The organism is Teichococcus wenyumeiae (assembly GCF_003696345.1).
In the GTDB taxonomy this organism is placed as follows: domain Bacteria; phylum Pseudomonadota; class Alphaproteobacteria; order Acetobacterales; family Acetobacteraceae; genus Pseudoroseomonas; species Pseudoroseomonas wenyumeiae.
This window is the reverse complement of sequence record NZ_RFLX01000001.1, coordinates 515,648-531,800: the sequence shown is the minus strand read 5'-3', so window position 1 is coordinate 531,800 and position 16,153 is coordinate 515,648. Positions and strand designations below refer to the sequence as shown.

Genomic DNA, 16,153 nt, shown 5'->3' with positions numbered 1-16,153 from the left:
CGTATAGGCGCAGCGGGCCCTGGGGTGAAGCACTACAGGTGGCAAGGCTTGTCACCCCGCGCCTTGCGGAAGGGTGATGGCCAGCCCTGGCGCCTCCGGCACCGCGTGCTGCGGCGCCAGGCGGTGGTAGAGGCGGACCAGCCGCGCCGCTTCCGCCCGCCAGCCGAAGCGGCCCAGCGCGGCGGCGCGGCCCCGCGCGCCCATTGCGGCCCGCAGCGCCGGGTCCGCCAGCCGGGCCACGGCGGCGGCGATGGCCGCCGGGTCATCGGTTTCCACCAGCAGGCCGCAGCCGGCTTCCCGCACCACGGCCGCCACTTCCTCGGCAAAGGCGGGGGCGATGATGGGCAGGCCGGCCAGCATGCAGTCGAACAGCTTGTGCGGCAGCGCCAGGCGGTGGTTCTCCACCCCCGGCTGGAACAGCACCAGACCGATATCGGCACCCGCCGCCGCCTCCAGCGCCGCCGCATGCGGCATCCAGCCCAGCCGTTCCACCTGCCCGTCCAGCGCCAGGGCGGCGGCGCGGACGGCGAAATCCTCCTCGCTGTTATCGGTGAAGCGGCCGACCAGCCGCAGCCGCGTGCCATCGGGGCAGAGGGCGAGGGCGTCCAGCATCTCCATGGCGCCACGGGCGCGGCCCAGGGCGCCCAGATGCACCAGGGTCAGCGGCCCGGGGCCATGCTCGCGCGGCGCGACGGCGGAGGGGGCGGCATAGTTGCGCACGGCGACGATGCGGTCTGGCGCACCAAAGTCGGCATCCAGCCCGTCCTTGGCCACCACCACGGCATCGGCGGCGGCGCCGGCCAGGCGGCAGGCCAGGCGGATGGCGCCGCGCCCCAGCGGGTGCAACGCCGGCGGCAGGCGGCTGTCGAGGCGGGAGGGATAGTGTTCGTGCACGTCCAGCACCACCCGCGCGCCGTTGCGCCGGGCGGCCAGAATGGCGGCCAGCCAGGCATCGGGCTCGCTGGCATGCAGCACGGCGGCGCCGGTGGCGGCGGCGCGGCGGGCCAGGGCCGGAATGCCCAGCAGCCGCCCGCGCCAGCCCCGGCCACGCCGGTAAGTGCGGATGGCGACGCCGGCATGGCTGTCCGGCACCGTGCCGGCACCGCCGGGGGCGGCGCCTTCCCGCAGCGGGGCGGAGGCATCCTGCCCCGCCGGCGCCGGGCAGAGATGCAGCACGCGCCAGCCGGCCTCGGCCAGGGCGGCGCCTTCCTTGGCCACCACGCGCACATCGGCGGGCGGATGGGCGGCGGAGAGCATGCAGACCAGCGGGGTGGGCTCAGGCATCGTCAGGCGGTTTCCAGCATCGGTTCGGCGGCGGCCAGCGTGGTCCGGAGATGCGCCACCATGCGGGCGCCGACCTCAGCGTCCCACAACGGGATGGGCCGGGCGGGTGGCCAGCCGCCCGAAAGCACCCTGGCCACCGCCGCCGGCAGGCCGGCGGGCGTGACAAGCTGGTTGGCGCCGGATTCCAGCGTCACCGGCCGTTCGGTGGAGGGGCGCAGCGTCAGGCAGGGCACATCCAGCCCCGCCGCTTCCTCCTGCACCCCGCCGCTGTCGGTGGCGACCAGCCGGGCACGGCTGAGCAGGGAGAGGAAATCCAGGTAGCCCAGCGGCGGCAGCGGCAGGATGCCCGGCGGCATCTCCAGGCCGAATTCCGCCATGCGCTTCGCGGTGCGCGGGTGCAGCGGCCAGGCCAGCGGCAGGGCATGGGCGGCTTCCGCCACCGCACCCAGCAGGGCAGCCAGGGCGGGGCGGCTGTCCACATTGGCCGGGCGGTGCAGGGTCAGCACGCCATAGCCGCCGGGGAGGAGCCCGGCGGGCAGCGCCCGCACCCGCGCGGCGGGCAGGCGGCGCAGCAGCGTGTCGATCATGCTGTTGCCGACGGCGCGCACCGCTTCCGGCGCGTGGCCTTCCCGCAGCAGGCGGGCGGCGGTGGCGTGGTCCGGCGCCCAGAGCAGATCGGAGATGGCATCCACCGCGCGGCGGTTGATCTCCTCCGGCATGTCGCGGTCGCCGCAGCGCAGCCCGGCCTCCAGATGCGCCACCGGGATGCGCAGCTTGCGCGCGGCCAGCGCCGCCGCCAGCGTGCCGTCCACGTCACCGGGCACCACCACCAGGGCGGGGCGGCGCCCCTGCCACAGCGCCTCGCAGGCCAGCATGGCGCGGCCGGTCAGGGCCGCGTGGCCGCCGCCGGAGACACCCAGCGAGACCTCCGGCGCCGGCAGGCCAAGGTCTTCCAGATGGCCGGCGAACATGGCGGCGTCGTGGTGCTGGCCGGTATGCACCAGCACCGGGCGGCAGAAGGCCGGTGCTTCCGCCAGCGCGTGCCAGAGCGCCGCCAGCTTCGGCAGGTTGGGCCGCGCGGAGGCGACCAGATGCAGTTCCGGCAGCATCAGGCGGCGGCCCATGCCCCGGCGGGGCTGGCGGCCCCGGCCGCCGCCTCCACGGCTCGGACGAAATCACCCGCCAGCAGCCGGCGGTCCCAGCGGCGCACCGCCTGGGCACGGCCGGCCAGGCCCATCTCGGCGCGGCGGTGCGGGTTGTCGGCCATCCAGACCAGCGCGTCGGCCAGGGCGGCGGCATCGCCCGGCGGCGTCGGCAGGCCGCAGGCCTGTGGCCCACCGGCCAGTAGCCGCGCCGCGCGGCCGGGCAGATTGGCCACCACCGGCAGGCCGGCGGCCAGGTAGTCCATCAGCTTGTTGGGCGCCGTCCATTCGGCGAATTCCGGCACCGGGGCCAGGCATTGCAGCCCCACCTGCGCGCCGGACAGCAGCGCCGCCAGCCGCCGCTTCGGCAGGCTGTCCAGGAAGCTGAGATTGTTCAGCCCCCGCTCCGCCGCCGCCTGCCGCAGCCTGGGCTTCTCGCCTCCCTCGCCCACCAGCAGCAGGCGGATGCGGTGCTCGCCGCGGAATTGCAGGATCTCGGCGGCATCCAGCAGCTGGTCCAGCCCGTTGGCGCGGCCATGGGCGCCGGCATAGACGGCCAGCACCTCCCAGGGCGCCACGCCTTCCGGGCGCCAGGGCGCGACCTGCGGGCCGAAGAGGTCGAGGTCGCAGCCATTGGGCACCACCGCCACCCGCGCGGGGTCGGCGCCACGCGCCAGGGCGGTCTCGGCCATGCCCTCGCTCAGCGCCACCACGCCGGCGGCCTGGCGGCAGGCGGCACTGGCCAGCGGCTCCATCGCAGCCAGCGCCAGCGGCGGCGCGGCGCCCATGGCGCGCGGCAGCTCCGGCCAGGGGTCGCGGATCTCGTAGACAAAGGGCGTGCCGCGCAGGCGCCGCGCCAGCAGCGCCGGGACCACGACGGTCAGCGGTGTCGAGGAGGCGATGACGAGGTCCCAGGGCTCCGCCAGGGCCAGCCGCGCCGCGGCGGCGGCGAAGCGCCCGAAGGCCAGGGTACGGCCCGAAAAACCCTGGTGATTGCCGCAGGGAATGGCGAATTCCACCAGCCGGATGCCCTGCACCACCCCTTCCCGCCGGCCCTGGCGCATGGCGCCATCCAGGCCGGTGACGGCGCCGGCATATTGCCCGCAGGCGATGGTGACCTGGTGCCCCGCCGCCAGCAGCGCCCGCGCCATGGCGTGGCTGCGGGTGGCGGTGGCGCCGGCCGGGCCGGAATAATGCTGGTGCAGGTAGAGGATGCGCACCGGACCGCCCTCAGCCCCGGCAGCAGGCGCGGATGGTGTCGATCACCCGGTCCTGTTCCTCCGGCGTCATGGCGCCGGAGGGCAGGCAGAGCCCGCGGTCGAAAAGCTGGCCGGAGATGCCGCCGCCATGGAAAGGAGCGCCGCGGAAGGCCGGCTGCAGGTGCAGCGGCTTCCAGACCGGACGGCTTTCCACTCCCGCCTCATCCAGCGCCTTGCGCAGTTGTTCCCGCGTGGCGCCGAAGCGGGCGGGGTCGATCAGCATGGTGGTCAGCCAGCGGGAGGAACGGCCCCAGCCGGGCTCCGGCATGAAGCCCAGGCCGGGCAGGTCCGACAGGCGCAGGGCATAACGCGCGAAGGTGGCGCGGCGGGCCGCCACGCGGTCCTTCAGCGCGCCGATCTGCGCCAGCCCCACCGCCGCCAGCACGGAGGAGAGGCCATAGGAATAGCCCGTGGTCTCATGCTGGTAATGCGGCGCGGATTCCTTGGCCTGGGTGGCCAGGTGGCGGGCGCGGGCGACCAGCGCCGCATCGTCCGAAACCAGCGCACCGCCGCCGCCGGCAGTGACGATCTTGTTGCCGTTGAAGGAAAAGGCTGCCAGGGCCGCGCCCTTGCCCACCGGGCGGCCACGGTATTCGGCGCCGAGCGCCTCGGCGCTGTCGCAGAGCACCGGCACGCCCCAGCGGCCGCAAAGGCCGACAATGACATCGAGGTCGCAGGACTGGCCGTAGAGATCCACCGGCACCACGGCGCGCGGCAGCTTGCCCTTGGTGGCGGCCTGGCGCAGCCGGCTTTCCAGGATCTCGGGGTCCAGCGTCCAGCTTTCGGCGGCGGCGTCCAGGAAGCGCGGGCGGGCGCCCATCTGCACGGCGGGAGCGATGCTGGCGACAAAGGTGAGGGTGGAGGTCCAGACCTCGTCCCCCCGCTCCACCCCCAGCACGCGGTAGCCCAGGTGCAGCGCGGCGGTGCCGGAGGAGGTAGCCAGCCCGTATTCGGTGCCGGTGGCGGCGCGCACCGCTTCCTCAAAGGCTTCGGGCACCGGCCCGGCGGGGGCGATCCAGCCGGCGGCAAGGGTATGGTCCAGAGAAGCCAGCTCACCCCCCGCCAATTGGGGTGGGGAGAGCAGAATGCGCTGCCGGGGCTGCGCCGAGGCCGCCGGGCGCCCCGGGAAGAGGCGGACATTCTCACCCAATGCCCCGTTGCCGGTCGCATCGAGCCTCAGGGCCAGGGCCATATAAAGCTCACTTTTTTGTGAACACTAGCGGAAGCGAAACAGTTCCATGGCCATAATGCAAGCTAAATCGTAACCATAAGGTAGATTGTCACAAATATTTTTCACGCTCTGGTTGAATCAACCCCATCCAGCGCCGGCATGGTCGCGTGGCCGGGCGCATGCACGCCTTTGCCACTGGCCAGGATGCGCAGCGTACCGGCCATGGCACGCAGGTCCCGGCCAAGGCTGGGATCGGCGGCATAGAGGGCGTCCAGTTCCAGCCGCTCATCCCAGGGCAGGGCATTGCGCCCCGCCGCCTGCGCCGCCCCGGCCAATCCTGGCCGCACGCCGAGGCGCTGCCGCTGCCGGGGCGTGTAGCGGTCCAGGTAAGCCATCGGCAGCGGGCGGGGACCCACCAGGCTCATCTCGCCGCGTAGCACGTTCACCAACTGCGGCAGCTCATCCAGCGCGCTGGCGCGCAGCGCGCGGCCGAAGCGGGTCAGCCGCGCCGCGTCATCCCCCGGGCCTTCCCGCATCGAGCGGAATTTTATGAGTGTGAAGGGCAGGCCATCACGGCCCGCCCGTTCCTGCCGGAACAGCACCGGCCGGCCAAGGCAGGCTGCCACCGCCAGCGCCACCAGCAGAAAGAGGGGAGAAAGCAGCAGCAGCGCCGCCCCCGCCCCCAGGATATCCAGGGCCCGCTTGCCAAAACGCTTATACACGCCGCGCCACCACTCCCGTGGAGAGCACCAGACCCAGGGCGAACCAGACCATCCGGTTGCCGAGGTCGGTGGAAACCATGGCCGCCAGCAGCACCGGCAGCGCCAGGGCGGCGGCGCGCGCCAGCCGCCCCGGCGGCATCCGCCGCAGCCGCAACAGCGGCACCAGCACCGCCCCGCCGAAGCAGAGCAGCCAGAACAGCAGCCCGGGCACGCCGCCTTCCGCCCAGGCTTCCAGCAGGTGGTTGTGCGGATAGAGGCCGCGCCGCTCTCCATAGCCCGCCGCCAGGGTGAAGCCGCCGGTGCCGAGGCCGAAGGGCAGCGCTTCGCTGCCCCATTGCATCGCCGCCGCCCAGAGCGCCGGGCGGGCGGAGGATTCGACATCGCCCTGGGTGAAGCGCTCCAGCGTCCGCAGCCCATTGGCGCCGGCGGGGTTCAGCAGCAGCGCCGCCAGGGCCAGCGCGCCGCCCGCCGCCGCCAGGGCCAGCCAGCCCAGCGCCAGCCGCGGCCGCGCCGCCGACCAGCAGCGCAGTGCCGGCACCAGCGCCACGCAGAAGCCCAGCGAGAGCAGCGCCGTGCGCCCGCCCGGCAGCAGCACCGCCACCCCCATGGCCGCCACGAAGCCCAGCCAGAAGAGCCGTCGCGGCCAGGTGGCGGCCTCTACCGCCCGCACGCCGCCCAGCCCGGCGGCGCAGGCGATGGCCAGCCCCGCCAATTGGTATTGCACCCGCACCAGTTCCGGATTGGCCCCCACCGCGCCACCCAGCACCACCGCGCCATGGGCCAGCCCCCAGGCCACCGAGGCACCGACAAAAGGCCCCGCCAGCAGCGCCACCGCCACCAGCCAGCGCCGCGCCCCGGCATCGGCCCCCACCGCGATGCCGGCCAGCAGCATCAGCGGTGCCAGCAGCACCACCTCCGGCAGCTTGGCGGAGAGGATGTCGTGGCTGGCGCTCCAGGTGCCGGCCAGCACCAGCCAGAGCCAGAGCAGCCCGGCGCCGAGCAGCGATGGCGCGACCAGCGGATGCAGCCACCAGCGCCGGGTCAGCAGCAGCAGCGCCAGCAGCGGCACCAGCGATGCGAGGGAAAGCGCAGTGATGTCGAAGGGTAGCGCCGCCACCAGGGGCGCGCCCTTCAGGGCGCCCGCGAATTGCAGCACGGCGGCACTGGCACCGGCCAGCGAGGCGATCGTGGCGGTGTCGATGCGCCAGGATGTCAAGCGCGGGACCGGGGGCGCCGCCCCCGGACCCCCGCTGGGGGGATGGTATCCCCCCAGACCCCGCCGGATTTCGGCGCCGTGAATGCGGGTCCAGGGAGCTCAGTTCCCTGGTGGGAGGTCCAGGGGGGCAAAGCCCCCTTGGCCTTGCGCGGCTCCACCACCCCGAACAGCAGCACCCAGCAGGCGCCGCCGAAGGCCACCGCCAATGGCGCCGCCACCGCCAGCAGCACCAGCAGCAGCGGCCGGTTGGGCACGGAAGGCTTCAGCTCCACGCCGGGGCCGGACACCAGCCGCGCCGCCACCGCCTCATCCGCCGCCAGCACCATGGCGGCGCGCTGGTGCTGGGCCAGCAGCTCGAAGATCGGCGTGCGCAGGTAGATGTCGCGCTCGGCGGCCAGGCGGGCTTCCAGCACCTTCACGCGGCGGCCCACCAGGTCCAGCAGGTCGGCGCGCACCTTGGCCTCGGCGAAGCGGTGCAGGCGCTCCAGCACCTCCTGCGCCAGGGCACGGTTCGGCAGCGAGACTTCCAGTGTCCAGGTGACGGAGGCGAGCGACTGCGTCACCGCCAGGCCGCGCTCCAGCCAGCCTTCCACGTCGTCCTGGTCGGGGGTCAGGCGCAGGCCCAGGGTTTCGCGCAGCCAGCCGGCGGGGCCCTCGGCGCGGCGGGCCTCCAGCACGGCCAGCAGGCGGGTATCGCGCGCCAGCATCGCCGCCGCTTCCGGGCTGCGTAGCGCCGCGAGATAGATGGCGAAGTTGCCGGATGGCCGGGTGTCCAGCAGGCTGCCGGGGGAAAGCGCGCTGGCGGAGATCAGCGTGGACGTGGCGAGGCCGGTGGTCTCGGCCGGGGCGATCACCGCCCCCGCCAGATAAGCGCGGGGCCAGGAGATGATCAGCGCCGCGCCCGCCAGCACCAGCAACAATGCCAGCGCCGCCAGCGGGAATTTCAGGCGCCAGAGGCCGCGCAGGAGGATATGCAGCGGCATCAGCCCAGCCCGATCTCTGTCTCGATCCAGCGCAACGGCGCGGCGGCACGGGCCACCAGCAGGGTGCAGCGGCGCACCTGGCCATAGGCGGGGCTTTCCCAGCCTTCTTCCAGCCGCAGGGCCAGCGGGACATCGGCCTTGATGCTGATACGGGCAGGGCCGGTGGCTCCCTCCGGCGTGGCGCGCCAGGCGCCGGGGCCAAGCCGCCAGCGCAGCGCCAGCGTGGAGAAGCCGCCGCCGACCTCGTCCCGCACCCGCCAGAGCCGGCCCTCGGCGCTGACGCGGCGGGCGTGGTGGTGGCCGTTGGCATCGCGTAGCGCCGCGCCATCCGGCAGGGCGGAAAGGCGGGGCCAGCGGGCATGCAGGAAGCGGCCGGCGCGCGGCATCGGCTCCCGCTCATCGAAGGTGATGGTGTTATGGGCGGCGGCGCCCGAAAAATATTCCAGCCACCAGCGGTCGGCGGGGGCGGGGTTGTAGGCGCCGGTGCCGGCATCGGTCAGCAGCGGAGTGGCGCCGTCCCAGAGTTCGAAATGCAGCAGGTCGGCCTGGCCGGGGCGGAAGCGCAGCGGGCCGATGCGCAGCAGGGCGTGGGCGCCATCCCGCCGCCAACCCATGCTGCCGGCGGCGCACCAGGAAGACGGGGGCGTGAAGGCGGGGGCGGCGGGCAGCGCCAGCCAGTCGCAGCCCGGTTCCTCGGCGAAGCCGGCGGAGGCACCGGCGAAAAGGCGCATGGCCCGCTCGATGCTGCCGCGCGCATCATCGGGGCCGGCCAGGGCGAGGTCGGCGAAGGCGGAGCCATCCTGGTGGCCGAGGCGCGGCAGCGCGCCATCCGGCGCCACCAGCCCGGCTAGCCAGCGGGCGGCGGCGGCGGCGCGTTCCGCGAAGGGTGCGGGGAAGGCCGGGGCGCCATGCCGGCGCCGCAGCCATTCCACGCTGGCCAGCACATCCAGCAGCAGCCGGTGATAGCCGGTGGAAACCTGGGCGAAGCCGCCATCCGGCGCCACCAGCCGCGCCACGGCGGCGGCAAGGGCGCGGGCGCCATGCTCGCGCAGCGCGGCATCACCCAGCAGCAGGCCGCAGGCGAAGAGGCTGGCGGGCTCGCTGATGCTGTGGTTGTTGTCCTGTGCCTGGGCGTAATGGGTGGTGGCGCTGATACGGCGCGCATGCAGTGCCAGGATGCTCCGTGCCCCTGGTGCCGGGGCGTGGTCCTGCCCCAGCAGGGCCAGGGCCAGGGCCAGATGCAGCGCCCGCAATGCCGCTTCCTGCCCGCAGGCCCAGTGCGGGCCGCGGAAGGGCGGGTTGGCGGCGCACCACAGGGCCAGCCGGTCTTCCAGCGCCGCGAGATGGCCTTCTTCCGGCCAGAGGCAGGCGGCCTGGGCCAGTTTGGGCAGGCAGGCCAGGCGCCCCGCCTCCCAGACCGGGCGCACATCGCCGGGGTGGAAGAGGTCCATGCCCAGGGCCGGCCCCGCCGGATCGAAGGGGCCGTGGTGGCGGGCTGGCGGCAGCGTTGCCAGCGCCGCCCGCAACCGCGCCTGCCATGCGCCCGCCAGAACTGGGGGCGGCGACGGCGGCAGTTCCGCCAGGAAGCGCCCCTCCGGTGCCGCCGCGCCCTTCAACCGCCGCGCTGCCTGCCCCGAGGCCAGGGCCAGCCGGTGCCGCCCGTAATGGGCAAGGGCGCGCGGCCCAAGCCGCCAGGCGGCATCGGCGAGCAGCAGCGTCCTCGGGATGCGTGCTTGGATCGGCATGGCCGGAATGATATGACTGCGTTCACAATATTGCGAGCATTTGGTCACGTTCATATGACCAGACCGGATCGATCTCGGCCAACCGTGACACGCCCATCCCGCCGCAGCCTGCAGGCCGCCGGGTTGCCGCTGGCGCTCCTGGCCAGTCTGGCCGGAACGCTGCCCGCCATGGCGCAGAACACGCCCGGTGGCGGGGTGCCGAGTCCCTTCCTCTCGCCGCCCGCCCTGCCTTCGACCCTGCCGGGCGGCATTCCGGTGCCGGTGCTGCCGCCGGCGGTGCAGCAGGATATCATGCAGCGCATCCTGGATGCGGCTGGCACCGGGGCAGTCGGCGGCCTCCCTGGCGGTGCCGTGGCCCATCCGCTGCCCGCCGTGCCGCCGGCCCGCCCGCTGGCGCCGCCCGCCATGGCCGCACCGGCCGAACAGCCGCTCTCGCACACCGAGACCTTCTATGCCGCGCGGCTGGACACGGTGCTGCGCCAGTTCGGCTACGACACCTTCCAGACCGCCCCCGGCACTACCCCCGCGCCCGCCACCATGGGCCTGCTGCCGGACGACTACGTCCTCGGCCGCGACGACGAGGTTGCCATCGCGATCCGCGGCCGCACGCGGCAGAGCGTGACGCTGCGCGTCAACCGCGACGGCACGCTGCTGCTGCCGGACCTGCCGCCCTTCATCGCCGCCGGCCGCAGCCTGGGCGCGCTGCGCGCCGATATCGAGGCGCGGGTGGCGCAGGAACTCGGCGGCTCGGAAGCCTATGTCTCGGTGGGGCAGGTGCGGCAGGTGGGCGTGCTGGTGGCCGGTGAGGTGATGCGGCCCGGCATGCAATCCGTGCCCGCCCTGGCCTCGGTGCTGGATGCGTTGATGCTGGCGGGCGGGGTGCGCAAGACCGGCTCGCTGCGCGCCATCCGGGTCGAGGGGCCGCGCGGCCGCCGTGTCATCGACCTCTACAGCGTCATCGCGGGCGAGGCCGGCGACCCCGACCTGATGCTGCGCGAGGGCGAGCGCGTGGTGGTGCCGCCGCTGGGCGCCACCGTCGCCGTGGCGGGCGAGGTGACGCGCCCTGGCATCTATGAACTGCCCGCCGGGGTGGCGCAGGTGCCGCTGGCCACGCTGCTGCGGCTGGCCGGGCAGCCGCTGCGCCCCGCCGGCAACCGCTTCCTGCTCCAGGGCACCGATGCCGGCGGCCGCCGCGCCTTCAGCGAGACCGCCCCCGCCAGCGCCGTGCGGCGGGGCGATGCGGTGCTGGTGCAGCCGGGGGCGGATGTCGCCTCCGGGCAGGTGCGGCTGGCCGGGCATGTCACCGCGCCGCTGCTGCGCGCGCCCCGCACCGGCGGGCTGCGCGCCATGCTGCACGACCCGCGCCTGGTGAAGCCCGACCCCTATATCCGCATGGGCGTGGTCTGGCGTGTCGATGGACAGACGCGGGTGCGCCGCTTCATCGGCTTCGACCTCGGCCGCCTGCTGGGCGGCCAGGGCGACCTGCCGCTGGGCGAGGCCGACGAGATCGTGCTGCTCTCCCAGGCCGATGTGCTCTGGCTGGCCAGCCCACCGGTGCAGCGCGCCCTGCGGGGCGAGCCGCCGCAGGGCCAGCCGGCGCCGCCGCCCGCCCTCCCCGGCGCGCCGCCCGGCGCCGTTCCGGCCATGGCGGCCACGGGCGCCGACTGCGCGGCGCTGCAATCCCTGGCCGTCGCCGCCCGCGCCAGCCCGGCCCGCTTCGCCCATGCGCGCGGCGCCGGCTTCCCCGACCTCGGCACGCCGCCCTGCCCGCAGGTCTTCCTGGACTACCCCGCCCTGCTGCCCTGGCTGCTGGACCAGTCCGTTCTGCTCTCGGGCGAGGCGCGGATGCCCGGCCTCTACCCCATCCTGGACAATACCGGGCTGGACCAGGTGCTGGCCGCCGCCGGCGGCGCCACCGACACCGCCGATCTCTCGGCCGTGGAATTCGCGCGGGAGCCGCAGGAACAGGCGGGCGCCACCTCGCTCTCCCGCACCCTGTTGGACCTGCGTTCCCGCAACTTCGCGGCCATCCGGCTTTCCCCGCGCGACGCAGTGCGCTTCGCCCGCGGCTTCGGCGACCGCGACAACGGCCCCGTCACGCTGGTGGGGGAGTTCCTGCGCCCCGGCAGCTACGATATCCGGCGTGGCGAGCGCTTTTCCGAGCTCATCGCCCGTGCCGGCGGCCTCTCGCCCCAGGCCTATCCCTATGGCGCCGTCTTCACGCGGGAAAGCGTGCGGCAGCGGCAGCAGGAAGGCTTTTCCCGCACCGCGCGGGAGCTGGAGCAGAGCCTGATCCAGGTGGCGGCCGGGCAGGCGGTGGCGGGCAGCCGCTCCACCGGCCTCGACCTCGGCGGCGCCATCACGGCGGGGCGGGAACTGGCCAATGCGCTGCGCGACGCCCGCGCCGCCGGCCGCATGGTGGTGGAGGCCAACCCGGTGGTGCTGGCCGCCCGCCCCGAGCTGGACGTGCTGCTGGAGCCCGGCGACCTGATCGCCATCCCCAAGCGCCCCAACGAGGTCACGGTGGTGGGCGCCGTGCTGAACCCGGGCAGCCTGCAATTCACCACCGGCTGGCGCGCCGGGGAATATGTGCAGGCTTCCGGCGGCCAGCAGCGCTTCGCCGATGGCAACCGCGCCTTCATCGTGCTGCCCAATGGGCAGAGCGCGCCGGCCGGGCTTGGTTCCTGGCAGGCGGGTGGCCCGCCGGTGCCGCCGGGCAGCCTGGTGGTGGTGCCGCAGGACCCCTCCCCCTACGAGACCTGGGGCTTCGTGCGCGACCTGACGCAGGTGCTGGGGCAGGTCAGCATCAGCGCGGCGGCGCTCTCCGTCATCTCGCGGCAGGCCAGATAGGCGGCTTGGCGGCGCCCGCCGGGCATGGCATCCCGGAAGGCGAGAGGATCACGCCGCCATGCCCGATGCCCTGCCCCATCCCACCCTGGGCGGCACCGCGCCGCCGCCCAGCAGCCGCCAGCTTTTCCTGGGCTTCCTGGCGCTGGGGCTGATGGGCTTCGGCGGCGTGCTGCCGCTGGCGCGCTCCATGCTGGTGGAGCGCCGCCGCTGGATGTCCGCCGAGGCCTTCACCGAATTGCTGGGCCTCTGCCAGTTCCTGCCCGGCGGCAACATCATCAACCTCGCGGTGGCGGTGGGGCTGGAATTCCGTGGCGTCGCCGGTGCCTTCGCGGCGCTGATGGGGCTGATCGCCGGGCCGACCGCCGTGGTGGTGGCGCTGGGCGTGGTCTATGCCCGCTTCCAGGAGGACCCCTACCTGCAGCACTTCTTCGCCGGCCTCGCCGCCGCCGCCGCCGGGCTGCTGGTGGCCACCGCGGTGAAGATGCTGGCGCCGCTCTGGCGCAAGCCGCTGCCGATGGCGGTGGTGGCGCTGGTCTTCCTGGCCGTCGCGGTGCTGCGCACGCCGCTGCTGCCGACCATGGCGGTGCTGGCCCCCCTCAGCATCCTGGCGACCTGGTGGAGTGCGCGATGGGCACGCTGATCGCCCTGGCGCTGATCTTCGCGGAACTCTCCCTGCTCGCCTTCGGCGGCGGCAACACCATCCTGCCGGAGATGCAGCGCCGGGTGGTGGAAGTGCACCACTGGATGTCGGCGCAGGAATTCAGCGCCCTCTTCGCCCTGGCCCAGGCGGCGCCGGGGCCGAACATGATGGTGGTGCCGCTGGTGGGCTGGCATGTCGCGGGCTGGAGCGGGCTGCTGGTCTCCTCCCTCGCCAAGTTCGGCCCTTCCTCTCTTCTGACGGGCGTGGTGCTGGGCCTCTGGCGCCGCTTCCGCGACCGGCCCTGGCGGCGCGTGGTGCAGACCGGGCTGGTGCCGATGACGGTGGGGCTGGTGGCGGCCTCGGCGGCGCTGATCAGCGCCGCCACCAGCACGGACCTGGGGCTGGCGGCGATCACGCTGGCGGCGGCGGCGGCGATGCTCTGGGGCAGGCTGCACCCGCTCTGGCTGCTGCTGGGCGGCGCGCTGGCGGGGCTGCTGGGGGCGGTGGTGGGCTGAAGGCCAAAGAGGGCTCCGCCCTCTCTGGACACTCCCGCCGGGGTGGAAAGTCCACCCCGGACCCCGCTGGCAGTTTGGGATTAGCCCAGGGGCGCGGCGCCATCCCTGAGGCTTCCGAAAGGCCGCGCAGGCTGAAGCCGAAGTCGCCGGAGGTCCAGGACCTCCGGCGGAACCTCCGCCCCACCAGCGGAAAAACTCATGGCGGGGTCTGGGGTGACACTGTCACCCCAGCGGGGTCCAGGGGCGGCGCCCCTGGCCTGTCCTCAGTCCACCGCCTTCACGGCTTCGGCGATCGTCCCGAAGATCCGGTCGATATGCTGCTTCTCCGCGATCAGCGGCGGCGAGATGGCGATGATGTCGCCGGTGACGCGCGTCAGCACGCCGTTGTCGAAGCAGGTGCGGAACACCTCCATCGCGCGGGCGCCGGGCTTGCCGGCGCGCGGCGCCAGCTCGATGCCGGCGACGAGGCCGATGTTGCGCACGTCGATGACCTTGTCGGTGCCCTTCAGGCTGTGCGCGGCATCCTCGAAATAGCCTTCCATCGCCTTGGCGCGGCCGGGCAGGTCCTCGCTGCGGTGCAGGTCCAGCGTCGCGATGGCGGCCGCCGAGGCCAGCGGATGGCCGGAATAGGTATAGCCGTGGAAGAGCTCGATCCCATCCGCCGAGCCGTTCACGACGGCCTCGTAGATGTCGTTCTTCACGGCCACGCCGCCCATCGGCACGGCGGCATTGGTCAGGCCCTTGGCCATGGTGATGATATCGGGCGTGACGCCGAAGCGCTCCGCGCCGAAATCGGTGCCGACGCGGCCGAAGCCGGTGATGACCTCGTCAAAGATCAGCAGGATGCCGTGCTTGTCGCACAGGTCGCGCAGCCGCTGCAGGTAGCCCACGGGCGGCACCAGCACGCCGGTGGAGCCCGCCATCGGCTCCACGATCACGGCGGCGATGGTGTCGCCATGCAGCGTCACCAGCCCTTCCAGCGCATCCGCCAGTTCGGCGCCATGCTGCGGCAGGCCGCGGGTGAAGGCGTTCTTCGCCAGGTTATGCGTGTGCGGCAGGTGGTCCACGTAGGGCAGCATGGCGCCGAACTGCTTGCGGTTGCCGCCGATGCCGCCCACCGACATGCCGCCGAAGCCGACGCCGTGGTAGCCGCGCTCCCGCCCCACCAGCCGCACGCGCTGGGCCTGGCCGCGCGCCTTCTGGTAGGCCAGCGCGATCTTCAGCGCGGTATCGGCGCTTTCGCTGCCGGAATTGGTGAAGAAGACGCGGTCCATGCCATCCGGCGTCATGTCGGCGACGCGCGCCGCGGCCTCGAAGGCCAGCGGGTGGCCAAGCTGGAAGGTCGGCGCGAAATCCATCACCGCCGCCTGCTTCTGGATGGCCTCGGTGATCTCGCGGCGGCCATGGCCGGCGTTGCAGCACCAGAGGCCGGCGGTGCCGTCCAGCACCTCCATGCCATCGGCGGTGTAGTAGTTCATGCCCTCGGCGCGCGCGAGCAGGCGCGGATGCGACTTGTAGTAGCGGTTGTCGGTGAAGGGCATCCAGAACGCATCAAGGTTGTTCGGACGCGACACGGGCGAGAACTGGTTCATGGAATGCGACAGACCTTGCACGGCTGGGGGCGGAGAGACGGAGGCTAGATCAGAATCATCGCCCCCGTCCATCACCCGGCAGCCGGATGCGCAGCGGCGCCGGGGCATCCGTGACGGTGACAGGCAGGTGGCCGGTGAAATCGCCATCCGCCTGGATTGGCACGCCGCCGCCTTCCAGCACCACATGGCTCGCCTGGTGCAACACCAGCCCGGGCAGGCGCGGCAGCAGGTTGAGCGGCAGCAGCGCCCCGGCCAGGGCGGCCCGGCCCCAGCCGCCGCCGATCAGCGCCACATGGAAGCCGGGCCGCAGCGGCGTGGCGCCCGGCGCCAGCAGGAAGGGGCCGGCATAGAGGCGTCCCTTGCTGACCACCAGGGCACTGGCGCGCAGCGCCTCCCCATCGTCCAGCCGCACGCGGATGGGCGGGAAGCCGTAGCGCCGCAGTTCCAGCCTGGCCTGCCAGACATAGGCGGCGCGGCCGATGCGCCGCTTCAGCCCGATATCCAGCCGCCGCACCACATCGGCATCGAAGCCCGCGCCCAGCATCTGCACGAACAACAGGGAGCGCCCATCCCCGAAGCGGGCGACACCGGGCCAGAGCGCCACGTCCCGCCCGCCGCGCAGCACCGCCGCCGCAGCCTCGGGCACGCGGGGCAGGCCGAGTTCCAGCGACAGCACATTGGCGGTGCCCAGCGGCAGGATGCCCAGCGCCGTGCCGCCGCCCATCAGCCCCGCCGCCACTTCCGCGACGGTGCCGTCGCCGCCGGCCGCCACCACGCAATCCTCGCCCAGCGCGGCGGCCTCGCGCGCCAGGGCCTCGGCATGGCCAGGGCCGGCGGTCTCGGCCAGTCGCGCGCCGGGCAGCAACGCGTGGGCACGCTCCAGCCGGGAACGGCGGCGGCTGCCGGCGGTGGGGTTGAAGACGATCAGCATGGGCTGCCCTGTAGAGCACGAAGCGCGCCGCATCGCATCCGGCGACCCGAGGCGGCGGCAGGCTGTTCCAGCGGTGCAGCGCGGCTTCGCCCGCCTCGGTGAG

The 16,153-nt window shown here is 73.8% G+C and carries 13 protein-coding genes; 3 read left to right on the top strand and 10 right to left on the bottom strand.

Translation table 11 applies throughout. The annotated features are described in order from the left end of the window. Positions 1–51: 51 nt before the first annotated feature. The 8 genes from EBE87_RS02420 to EBE87_RS02385 form a co-directional block, all read right to left on the bottom strand. The gene (locus tag EBE87_RS02420; RefSeq protein ID WP_122139857.1) at positions 52–1,284 is read right to left on the bottom strand and encodes a glycosyltransferase; all 1,233 of its coding nucleotides are present in this window, start codon (positions 1,282–1,284) and stop codon (positions 52–54) included. A gap of 2 nt (positions 1,285–1,286) precedes the next feature. After that, complete coding sequence (wecB, locus tag EBE87_RS02415) at positions 1,287–2,408, bottom strand: non-hydrolyzing UDP-N-acetylglucosamine 2-epimerase (protein WP_233553576.1); 1,122 nt, start codon at positions 2,406–2,408, stop codon at positions 1,287–1,289. After that, positions 2,393–3,646, bottom strand: coding sequence for a glycosyltransferase family 4 protein (locus EBE87_RS02410; protein ID WP_122139856.1), 1,254 nt, complete (start codon positions 3,644–3,646; stop codon positions 2,393–2,395). Before EBE87_RS02410 ends, wecB begins: the two co-directional genes overlap by 16 nt. A 10-nt stretch (positions 3,647–3,656) precedes the next feature. Further along, a complete protein-coding gene (locus EBE87_RS02405) occupies positions 3,657–4,877 on the bottom strand; it encodes a DegT/DnrJ/EryC1/StrS family aminotransferase (RefSeq protein WP_120641153.1) in 1,221 nt (406 codons plus the stop codon). Positions 4,878–4,978: 101 nt separating this feature from the next. Then, on the bottom strand, positions 4,979–5,578 hold the full coding sequence (locus tag EBE87_RS02400) for a sugar transferase (protein ID WP_120641154.1): 600 nt from the start codon (positions 5,576–5,578) through the stop codon (positions 4,979–4,981). Continuing rightward, positions 5,571–6,794, bottom strand: a complete 1,224-nt coding sequence (locus EBE87_RS02395) for an O-antigen ligase family protein (RefSeq protein WP_233560013.1) — start codon at positions 6,792–6,794, stop codon at positions 5,571–5,573. Before EBE87_RS02395 ends, EBE87_RS02400 begins: the two co-directional genes overlap by 8 nt. Beyond that, entirely contained in the window at positions 6,791–7,777 is a 987-nt protein-coding gene (locus EBE87_RS02390; RefSeq protein WP_120640995.1) for a hypothetical protein, read from the bottom strand. The genes EBE87_RS02395 and EBE87_RS02390 overlap by 4 nt, the downstream gene beginning before the upstream one ends. Further along, entirely contained in the window at positions 7,777–9,522 is a 1,746-nt protein-coding gene (locus EBE87_RS02385) for a heparinase II/III family protein (protein ID WP_120640996.1), read from the bottom strand. The genes EBE87_RS02390 and EBE87_RS02385 overlap by 1 nt, the downstream gene beginning before the upstream one ends. Before the next feature lie 84 nt (positions 9,523–9,606). On the opposite strand from EBE87_RS02385, the gene EBE87_RS02380 reads away from it, so the two are divergent. The 3 genes from EBE87_RS02380 to EBE87_RS02370 are packed head-to-tail and all read left to right on the top strand — an operon-like array spanning position 9,607 to position 13,527. Beyond that, a complete protein-coding gene (locus EBE87_RS02380) occupies positions 9,607–12,372 on the top strand; it encodes an SLBB domain-containing protein (protein WP_233560011.1) in 2,766 nt (921 codons plus the stop codon). Positions 12,373–12,430: 58 nt separating this feature from the next. Then, positions 12,431–13,012, top strand: a complete 582-nt coding sequence (locus EBE87_RS02375) for a chromate transporter (protein WP_120640970.1) — start codon at positions 12,431–12,433, stop codon at positions 13,010–13,012. Then, positions 13,000–13,527 carry a chromate transporter gene (locus EBE87_RS02370; protein ID WP_120640971.1) on the top strand — a complete coding sequence of 176 codons (528 nt, stop codon included), beginning with the start codon at positions 13,000–13,002 and terminating at the stop codon, positions 13,525–13,527. Before EBE87_RS02375 ends, EBE87_RS02370 begins: the two co-directional genes overlap by 13 nt. Positions 13,528–13,790: 263 nt before the next feature. On the opposite strand, the gene EBE87_RS02365 is transcribed toward EBE87_RS02370, so the two are convergent. Together EBE87_RS02365 and EBE87_RS02360 are read right to left on the bottom strand one after the other, a co-directional pair. Continuing rightward, complete coding sequence (locus EBE87_RS02365; RefSeq protein WP_120640972.1) at positions 13,791–15,119, bottom strand: aspartate aminotransferase family protein; 1,329 nt, start codon at positions 15,117–15,119, stop codon at positions 13,791–13,793. Positions 15,120–15,174: 55 nt separating this feature from the next. Continuing rightward, entirely contained in the window at positions 15,175–16,050 is an 876-nt protein-coding gene (locus EBE87_RS02360) for a diacylglycerol/lipid kinase family protein (RefSeq protein WP_122139854.1), read from the bottom strand. Positions 16,051–16,153: the final 103 nt, after the last annotated feature.